Below are 8,220 nucleotides of genomic sequence, written 5' to 3'. Positions count from 1 at the left end.
CTAGACAGGTCGCCGAGAACCGTTGAACTATGGGAAGTATCGGTAGACGGGGCGTGCGACACAACCTGGTTTGGTCGATCCTTCAATTTCAACTGCAGCGTCGGCCACAAGCTGAACCGCGCCGTTGATCTCCGAGATTTCCGCGACTGTGGCGGTTAGTCGCACTCTCGCCCCCGCCGGTACAGGTGCGGGGAATCGCACTCTCTCCAGCCCATAGTTGACGACCATCGCCACCTCACGTACGTGCAGCAGTTCTGCGAACAACGGCCCTACCAAGGACAGCGTTAAGTAGCCATGGGCGATAGTCCTTCCGAACGGACCGGACTTCGCACGCTCGACATCGACGTGAATCCACTGTTGGTCGTGGGTCACTGCACCGAACGTGTCGACATCACTTTGGCTAAGGACGCGCCACGGCGTCGTCCCCAAAGACGAACCGAGGAGACTGGCGAGATCGCTCGGTGTTTCAACAACTGTGGTCATGAAGGTTCGGTCCTCCCGAAGTGAAATCGTGGCCCCCTCATCGCGCGGTATAACCCCCGTCGACGGGCACGACCGCACCGGTGATGAACGAAGCCGCCGGCGAAGCGAGGAAAGCAACGGCGGCAGCGACTTCGTCAGGGGTTCCCATGCGGTTCATCGGGTGCGAGGCGGAGAGTTGCTGTCGTGCAGCGTCGTTGGGATATCGCAACAAAGGGGTGTCGATGAAGCCGGGTGCGACAGCGTTGACTCGGACACCGTGAGTTGCGTAATCCAGTGCGGCTGTTCTGGTGAGGCCGATTAGTCCATGCTTGGAGGACACGTAGGGACTGGCTCCGGCGATTCCGACCAGACCGGTGATGGAAGCAATGTTGACAATGCTTCCACCGGAAGACATCACTGCCAGTTCTGATCGCATGCATAAGAACGCGCCGTCGAGGTTAACTGAGAGCAACCGGCGCCATTCCTCTACCGCGGTCTCTGCTGTGGGGGCTTTGACCGGCATACCCACACCCGCACTGTTCACAGCAATGTCGAGTGATCCAAAACGGGTAACTACTTGCTCGACCATGCGTTCGACCTGAGCAGGATCGGTGACATCGACCTCCACCGACATCGCATCTCGGACTCCTGGTTCACCGGTTGCCGACGGATTGATGTCGGCAAGAACGATGTTCGCCCCGAGGTTTGACAGATGGCTGGCGCACGCGGCCCCAATACCCGAGTTGCCGCCGGTTATCAGGGCGGTCTTACCAGTGAGGTCGATATCCATGTTGCTCCTAGGCGAATGTCTGAGCGTTTCGCAGACGCGTGACGCATGGGTTCGCGCAAACACTAGGCCGCAAACACGGCCCCGCGATGTAGCAAGTTGCGACGATCGGTCCGCAGTCCGACTAGCGCGTTACTGTCGTCGCATGACACACGCGGAACGGATGCGGCGAACCCGTTTGAACTCCGGCGACCGTCGCGAGCAGATCCTTCAGGTCGCGCAAAGCCTCTTCGCCGAGCGCGCTTATGAAGAGGTATCCACCTCTGAACTTGCGGCCGCGGCCGGAACAACGAGGACAAACCTGCACCACCACTTCGGCACGAAACGGGCCCTGTACCTCGAGGTTGTTCGCCGATTTGCACGCCTACCCACTCCGCCGGCCATGGTCGAGGTGACAGGCGGTTCGCCAGAGGCGATCGCGGCTGCTGTCAACCAGACTTTCGACCGGTGGCTCGACCTCGTGGAACACAACCGGGCGACGTATCTGAGCATGATCGGTGCGACGTCTATCCGTCGCGATCCCGAGGTCGAGGCGGTCCTTCAGGCGGGGATGAGTGTCTGGGAGGAACGTCTCCTAGCGGTCCTGAGGGCGCCCCGGACCGACATCAACCGGGCACAGGTGCGCGCGTTTCAGGCACTCTTGAGTACCGCCACGGACGAATGGTTACGCCTTGGCACACTCGATCGTTGCGACGTTCATAACCTCCTGACCAGCACCTTACTGGCCCTGCCGACGCAACCGCACAACGCTTCTTGACAGGTTGTCAGTAGTAGGTCACTCTAGGCGGGCCGGATCGGGATGCCGGCTGAGTAGCGCCGCGTGGCCCGAACCTAGTCGGGCTGAAGCGAAGGGATGAGGTCGTGAGAACAGATGTAGTGACCCGTGACGTCAACCGCGAAGTATCTGTGACGCAAGAGCGTATCGGCTTCGCGATGCAGAGCGATCCGAGATCTGCGATGTTCAGGCGAGTTCGAGACACGTTCCTCACCAGCGGCGCTGCCGACCCAGCCGATGTAGCGGCGGCGGGAATCTCATCTCAGCTACTTGACTCCTGGCGACGCTCTATGGGCTACGGACTCGATGCGACCTCGCCTCGGCCGGTCGAATCCCCGGGACGCGACACCAACACCTCGTTCATCAACACCGTCGACGCCGTCCTGACCAAGCGAGAGTCTGTGCTCGAGCAATCCATGTGCGGACTCACACTCACTGATGCCGACGGGATGATCTTGAGGCAATGGGTTCGAGACCCCGCCCTCTCCTCGTGGCTGGAGAAGCGCAGCATCGTTCCTTCTACTCACGTCGATGAAACATCCATAGGGACAAGCAGCGGAATATGCCTGCTGGACGGTCGTCCACGAATGATCCGTGGGCTCGAGCACTTCACCGAGGACTACGCCTCGGTCACCTCAGCCGGTGCGGCCGTGATTCATCCCGTCACCCGACGTGTTGTGGGGTCATTGAACCTGACCAGCCGCTACGAAGACACCAGTCCGGTCCTGCTGTCGTGGGTGATGGAATTGGTACAGGACATTCAGAATGCGTTCCAGGAGTCGGCATCTCGGCGCGAGAGAATGTTGCTCGATGCGTACCTCAATGAGAATCGGGATGCACGTCATCCACTGGTGGCTCTCAACGATCAGACCATTATCACCAACGCTACCGCCGCGCGGCTGCTGACATCGGTGGACCAGGCGCTGCTGTGGGAACACGCATCCCGCGCCATCCGCAACCAGATCTCCACGCCGCAGTCACTAGTGCTAACCGATGGCACCGCCGTGTCGGTGCAGTGCCGCGAGGTCACGAATGCGACCGAATCGGCGGGTGCCGTCCTGATGATCCGCCCAGTTGTGGACCGACACGCCCGCAGCGGCGCCTCCGCTCTCCCGGCGCCTGGATTGCCGGGATTGGTGGGCGAAGGCCCCCGCTGGCGCGATCTGTGTCGTCAGGCGTCAGCAGCCACTGGCGCGGGATCAGTCCTCATCGTCGGCGAACGGGGCAGCGGCAAGGTCGCTGTCGCCACCGCGATGGCAGGTTCAGCTGTTCCCGTGACAGTAGTTGATGCGGCTGACGCCACAATCGAGGGAGCCCAAGCGTGGCTCCAGCAACTCGACTCGACCCTGCAACGGCCAGGGGGGGCGGTGATTCTGCGTCGATGCGATGAGCTCACGGAATCGACTGCACTTGCGGTCGCAAATCTCCTGCGTGCCCACCGCGACGGCCCAGTCCGGGTGTTTGCGACCGCGACCCGTTCCGAGGATGACCGGCGACCCGCGCTTCTTGGCTCCGAATTCGCCTCGGTGCTCACCGTTCCTGCCTTGCGGGATCGTCTCGAAGACCTACCAGCATTGCTTGATGCATTGACACGCCGCTGCGCCGCGCGACTGGGAAGAGATCAGACACCCGTGCGATGGATGGCAGATGCAGTTCAGGCCCTATCGCGGTTGGAGTGGCGCGGCAACATCTCATCACTCGAGACTGTCGTACTCCGAGTACTACAGAACAATCGAAACGGCTACATCAACGCTGGCGATCTTCCCGCCGATGTCGTCGCTAGCGCATCGCGCCGAAAGCTCGTGGGTCTCGAACAGGTGGAGGCCGGGGCGATCATCGCCGCGCTGCGGGCAGCGGGTGGCAACAAGAATCGGGCGGCCGAAGACCTCGGCATTGCCCGATCCACTCTGTATCGCAAGATTCGCTCGCTGGGCATCGACCTGTCGACATCGGCATTCTGAGAAACCACCTCGCTCCCGGAGCAGCCGGTTAATCACCTAACCTCCGGAGCAATCGTTGGGCCGTCCGCGCGACTGTGCCATGATGCGACAACCACGCCGACCTCCACGTCGTTACCTTCGACGCAACGAGGAGGTAATCGGTGTCACACAACGCACACGCTGTCACCAGTCAAGCTGCGCAAACGCCAGCCGATACTGAAGGTACCGTCACCTATGCAATCGAGGGATCGACTGCGCTGGTCACACTAGATCGGCCGTCAGCGCACAACGCGCTGACCGTCAAGATGGTCCGGGAACTCGCTGACATATTCGATGCAGCAAAGACGAACGACCAGGTCCGCGCGATCGTACTCACCGGTGCCGGGAACCGTGCATTCAGCGCAGGGGGCGACCTCGGGGAACTCATCCCGCGACTGACTGCCGGGGAACTCGATATACTCACACCCGACCCGTCCAAGCGATTCTTCTCCGACGTCTTCACTCCCATTATCGCTGCGGTCAACGGGATTTGCCTTGCCGGCGGCCTGGAAATGCTGTTGGGCACTGACATTCGGGTGGCCTCGGAACGCTCGATCTTCGGACTCCCGGAAGTCAAGTGGGGCCTGATTCCTGGAGGCGGAACTCATGTGCGACTCCCGCAACAGGTTCCATGGGCCTCCGCGATGCACCTACTGCTGACCGGCGACCACATCGACGCCCACGAAGCGCGCCGAATTGGCCTGATCAACGAGGTCGTGCCGGCGGAGCAAGTACACACTCGGGCAATGGAGCTCGCCGAGCGTATCGGGCGCAACGGCCCGGTGGCCGTGCGTACGGCGAAAGAGATCGCCGTACGTGCCCTGGGAAACGAGACGAAGTTCGCACTCGAGCTCGCCCTCAACGAGCGTGTTCTGCGCTCAGATGACGCCACCGAAGGCCCCCGCGCCTTTGTCGAGAAGCGGACGCCCCGCTACTCCCAACGCTGAACCCACAGGAGAACCAACTGATGAAGCTCGACGCAATGCCAACCGTCCATCCCGACAGCCAAGAGCTTGTGGCTTCGGTTTTCGAAGCAGTCGAGGGGATTTCGGCTAGCTTCCCCCGTTCGCTGTTCTTGCAGCGCGCTCGAGAAGGCGGACACGCGCGTGAACTGTGGGACGCCCTAGTCGCCGCGGACCTGCTGGCCGTCGGGGTCCCCGAAGATCTCGGAGGTGCCGGTGGTGGTCTCACCGGTACGACGGCAGTCATGGAGGCACTCGCACGGGCTGGCGTTCCGCCGCTTCAATACAGCTTGACGACCTTCTCACGCGAAGCGATCCTGCGGCACGGGACCGAGCAGCAGATCAAAGACCACGTGATCACCACCATCTCGGGGCAGCGAAAGATCTGCTTGGGCGTCACCGAACCCGAAGCCGGCACCAACTCCTTCGCAGCCCGCACCTACGCCCGGAAGACGGCAGAGGGGTCGTATCGCATCTCGGGACAGAAGGTCTTCATTTCCGGGGCCGATGAATCAGACCACATCCTGCTGCTCACGCGCACCGCCCCTCCCGGCGAGAAGCTCAGTCGACGAAGCGGTTTCGGGCTGTTCATCGTGGATATGTCCCTGCCCGGGATCGAACTGCGCAAGCTCGACATCGAGTGGTATGCACCCGAAAGCCAGTTCGAGGTCTTCTTCGACGATGTCGAGGTCGGACCTGAAGCGTTGATCGGGACTGAGGGACTCGGCTTCGACCACATCCTCTCGTGCTTGAACCAGGAGCGGGTGACCGTGGCAGCCTGGGCCCTGGGCCTCGGCGACTACGCACTGCGCAAAGCCGTGGAGTACGCGAAAGTCCGGGCTCCTTTCGGCACTCCGATCGGTGCGCACCAAGCGGTCCAGCACCCACTGGCTCTGGCCAAGGCCGAGATGGAAGCGGCGCGACAGGTGATGTACTCGGCCGCAGCCTCCTACGACAGCGGAATCGACGCAGGTGACCAGGCGAACATGGCCAAACTGCTCGGTAGCCGCGCCGCGTTGGCCGCAGTGGACAGCGCTATTCAGACCCATGGCGGCTCCGCTTTCGTCTACGAAACCGACATCGTCACCGTGTGGCCCATGGTTCGAGTGCTCCAGATTGCGCCGCTGAACAACGAATCCATCCTCAACTACATCAGCGAGAGAGTTCTCGGACTCCCCCGCAGCTGACCATCTGCCGCTACGCCCTGGAGAAATCTAGTGATCATCGTGAACACACTTGACGAGCCGGCGACCGTGCTCAGAAAAGCCTTCGGCTGCTTCCCGACAGGAGTCGCCGCGGTGTGCGCAGAGTCGGGGGACGGGCCGGTGGGAATGGCCGTCAGCTCGTTCACCTCGGTATCTCTTGACCCACCACTTCTGTCGGTGTGCATGCAGAACACATCGACAACCTGGCCTACCCTGCGCCAGCAGTCTCGCCTCGGCCTCAGTGTGCTCGCCGAGAACCAGGTGTCGGCAGGCAAACGCCTATCGATGAAGACCGGTGACCGGTTCGCCGAGACAGCCTGGCGGGCAACCGAAGACGGGGCCCTGTTCGTCCTAGGCGCCTCAGCGTGGTTTGACTGCTCGATCTACGCCGAAATTCCGGCCGGAGACCACACCGTGGTGCTCCTCGAAATCCACAGTCTGCAAACCCAGCCAGACCTCGCCCCGCTGGTCTTTCACGGAAGCCGGTTCCGCCGTCTGCATGACGTCGACCTGGTGGTCGAGTCATGACGCGCGCACTACCGTCACTCACCAACCTGGCACACAGAGGGGTCCGCGCGCAGAAGGCGATCTCCGCGCTCGAACGCAACGAGCAGATCATCGTGATCGATGATCTGAATGATCGCGAAACCTGCGGCTATCTCGTTGCCGGCGCGGCACACGCGACCGCTGCAATGCTGGCTTCGATGGTGCGCTACTCATCGGGCTTCGTGTGCGTAGCACTCAACGGTGACACTTGCGATCGCCTCGATCTTCCGGCAATGGAAGGAACCGAGCAACAGTCCAGCACCCAATCCCACCCGTGTGTCACCGTCGACGCGATACAAGGCACTACCACGGGGATCTCCGCGCACGACCGCGCCTACACCGCAGCTCTGCTCGCCAACCCCCACGCAACTCGCGAAGACTTCACCCGCCCTGGCCATGTCGTACCGGTACGCACCGCCGACGGTGGACTGCTGACTCGCCAGAGTATCGCCGAAGCGGCATCCTTCCTGAGTGATCGGGCAGGCCACGGCACCGCCGCTTTATTTGCCGCAGCTGTCGGCGAAAATGAACAGGCTGGCCTTCCACATGAAGCCGAACTCGAAGCCTTCGCCACCGCTCATCGATTGAGCTTGGTGACTCTCAGCGATGTGCACACGTACATGCTCGCGGTGACACCGGTGGTCAGACGTGACACTGCCACACGTGTGCTGGGACAGCAGGTGATCACATACGTCGGACCGACGTCGTCAGATCGCCAGCACGTCACAGTCATAGGTCCAACCGACCCAGATACAGCGGTTCCGCTCTACCTGCATCTCGGATCACCAGTAGCGGATGACGCGGACAATCTACATCGCCTCGAAGAGACCGAGCGATCGATGATGGCTACCGGTCGCGGCATCACCGTCCACGTCGCGAACGACCAGACACCTGACCGTCGCGCCCTCGAGGTCGCCGATAGTCTGCCCTTCGTTGTGGCAAGCATTCTCAACGATCTCGGTGTGCAATCGGTGTCCCTACTAAATGGCGACAGGCGACTTCGCACGGTCCTGGACGCTCGGGGGATCAAGCTTCGCGAATCAATGCCAGTCACATCGGTCGCGTGGCCGGACGAGCGGACGCTGCACGCCAGTTGAACCAAGCTGCCCGGCCACGGTGACGACAATCGACTCACCGCGGCCGGGCTCTTCAGCGGTGCAGGCACCTGGTTGTACTAGAGCGCTCCGAGTTCCTCAGAACCTGCCGGTAGCGGTTGCAAAATCATGACGTCGAGAGGTTCCTCCAACAGGTCTGCCACTTCTGCGTTGAGGGCAGCGAACGCATCGCCCGCCCCATGCGCCTGCAGATCCTCTGCGCTGGACCACTTCTCGACGATCACGACACCGGGCCGTCCGCGCACACTCTGGTGCGCTGCGTACAGTTCACACCCCGCGTCCTGTGTCAACGGCCAGTTTGATGTCCCCGCTGGTGGCCAGGTAAAAGTCCCCACCCTGTGCGGGATGTTTTAGGTGGGTGGTACCTCCGTTCGGTGTGTCATGCGGTG

9 protein-coding genes are annotated in these 8,220 nt (G+C 61.8%); 6 read left to right on the top strand and 3 right to left on the bottom strand.

What is annotated here, in order from left to right; genetic code table 11:
* Window positions 1–27: 27 nt before the first annotated feature.
* Window positions 28–483 carry a MaoC family dehydratase gene (locus M1L58_RS23005; protein WP_248660597.1) on the bottom strand — a complete coding sequence of 152 codons (456 nt, stop codon included), beginning with the start codon at window positions 481–483 and terminating at the stop codon, window positions 28–30.
* 37 nt (window positions 484–520) lie between these two features.
* Window positions 521–1,252, bottom strand: a complete 732-nt coding sequence (locus M1L58_RS23000; RefSeq protein ID WP_248660596.1) for an SDR family NAD(P)-dependent oxidoreductase — start codon at window positions 1,250–1,252, stop codon at window positions 521–523.
* A 142-nt stretch (window positions 1,253–1,394) separates the two neighbouring features.
* Between M1L58_RS23000 and M1L58_RS22995 the strand changes: the two genes are divergently transcribed.
* From M1L58_RS22995 to M1L58_RS22970, 6 genes are all read left to right on the top strand, one after another.
* Complete coding sequence (locus tag M1L58_RS22995; protein WP_248660595.1) at window positions 1,395–2,006, top strand: TetR/AcrR family transcriptional regulator; 612 nt, start codon at window positions 1,395–1,397, stop codon at window positions 2,004–2,006.
* A gap of 119 nt (window positions 2,007–2,125) precedes the next feature.
* Entirely contained in the window at window positions 2,126–3,985 is a 1,860-nt protein-coding gene (locus M1L58_RS23560) for a sigma-54-dependent Fis family transcriptional regulator (RefSeq protein ID WP_248660594.1), read from the top strand.
* 140 nt (window positions 3,986–4,125) lie between these two features.
* Window positions 4,126–4,950: an enoyl-CoA hydratase/isomerase family protein gene (locus M1L58_RS22985; RefSeq protein WP_248660593.1), complete on the top strand. Its 825-nt coding sequence runs from the start codon at window positions 4,126–4,128 to the stop codon at window positions 4,948–4,950.
* A gap of 20 nt (window positions 4,951–4,970) precedes the next feature.
* Window positions 4,971–6,152, top strand: a complete 1,182-nt coding sequence (locus tag M1L58_RS22980) for an acyl-CoA dehydrogenase family protein (protein ID WP_248660592.1) — start codon at window positions 4,971–4,973, stop codon at window positions 6,150–6,152.
* Window positions 6,153–6,182: 30 nt separating this feature from the next.
* Window positions 6,183–6,698 (top strand): flavin reductase family protein, encoded by a 516-nt coding sequence (locus M1L58_RS22975; RefSeq protein ID WP_248660591.1) that lies wholly within the window; start codon window positions 6,183–6,185, stop codon window positions 6,696–6,698.
* Window positions 6,695–7,813, top strand: a complete 1,119-nt coding sequence (locus M1L58_RS22970) for a 3,4-dihydroxy-2-butanone-4-phosphate synthase (protein ID WP_248660590.1) — start codon at window positions 6,695–6,697, stop codon at window positions 7,811–7,813. Before M1L58_RS22975 ends, M1L58_RS22970 begins: the two co-directional genes overlap by 4 nt.
* A gap of 77 nt (window positions 7,814–7,890) precedes the next feature.
* Here M1L58_RS22970 and M1L58_RS23725 read toward each other — a convergent pair whose 3' ends face one another.
* Window positions 7,891–8,166 carry a putative quinol monooxygenase gene (locus tag M1L58_RS23725; RefSeq protein ID WP_374112785.1) on the bottom strand — a complete coding sequence of 92 codons (276 nt, stop codon included), beginning with the start codon at window positions 8,164–8,166 and terminating at the stop codon, window positions 7,891–7,893.
* Window positions 8,167–8,220 lie beyond the last annotated feature (54 nt).

Source organism: Gordonia sp. C13 (genome assembly GCF_023218005.1).
GTDB classification, from domain to species: Bacteria; Actinomycetota; Actinomycetes; order Mycobacteriales; family Mycobacteriaceae; genus Gordonia; species Gordonia namibiensis.
The sequence above is the reverse complement of the archived record's forward strand: the minus strand, read 5'-3'. Positions and strand labels throughout refer to the sequence as shown.

Coding starts and splice junctions, on each gene's coding strand:
- M1L58_RS23005 (WP_248660597.1), bottom strand. CDS start 483: ATGACCACAGTTGTTGAAACACCGAGCGATCTCGCCAGTCTCCTCGGT.
- M1L58_RS23000 (WP_248660596.1), bottom strand. CDS start 1,252: ATGGATATCGACCTCACTGGTAAGACCGCCCTGATAACCGGCGGCAAC.
- M1L58_RS22995 (WP_248660595.1), top strand. CDS start 1,395: ATGACACACGCGGAACGGATGCGGCGAACCCGTTTGAACTCCGGCGAC.
- M1L58_RS22980 (WP_248660592.1), top strand. CDS start 4,971: ATGAAGCTCGACGCAATGCCAACCGTCCATCCCGACAGCCAAGAGCTT.
- M1L58_RS22970 (WP_248660590.1), top strand. CDS start 6,695: ATGACGCGCGCACTACCGTCACTCACCAACCTGGCACACAGAGGGGTC.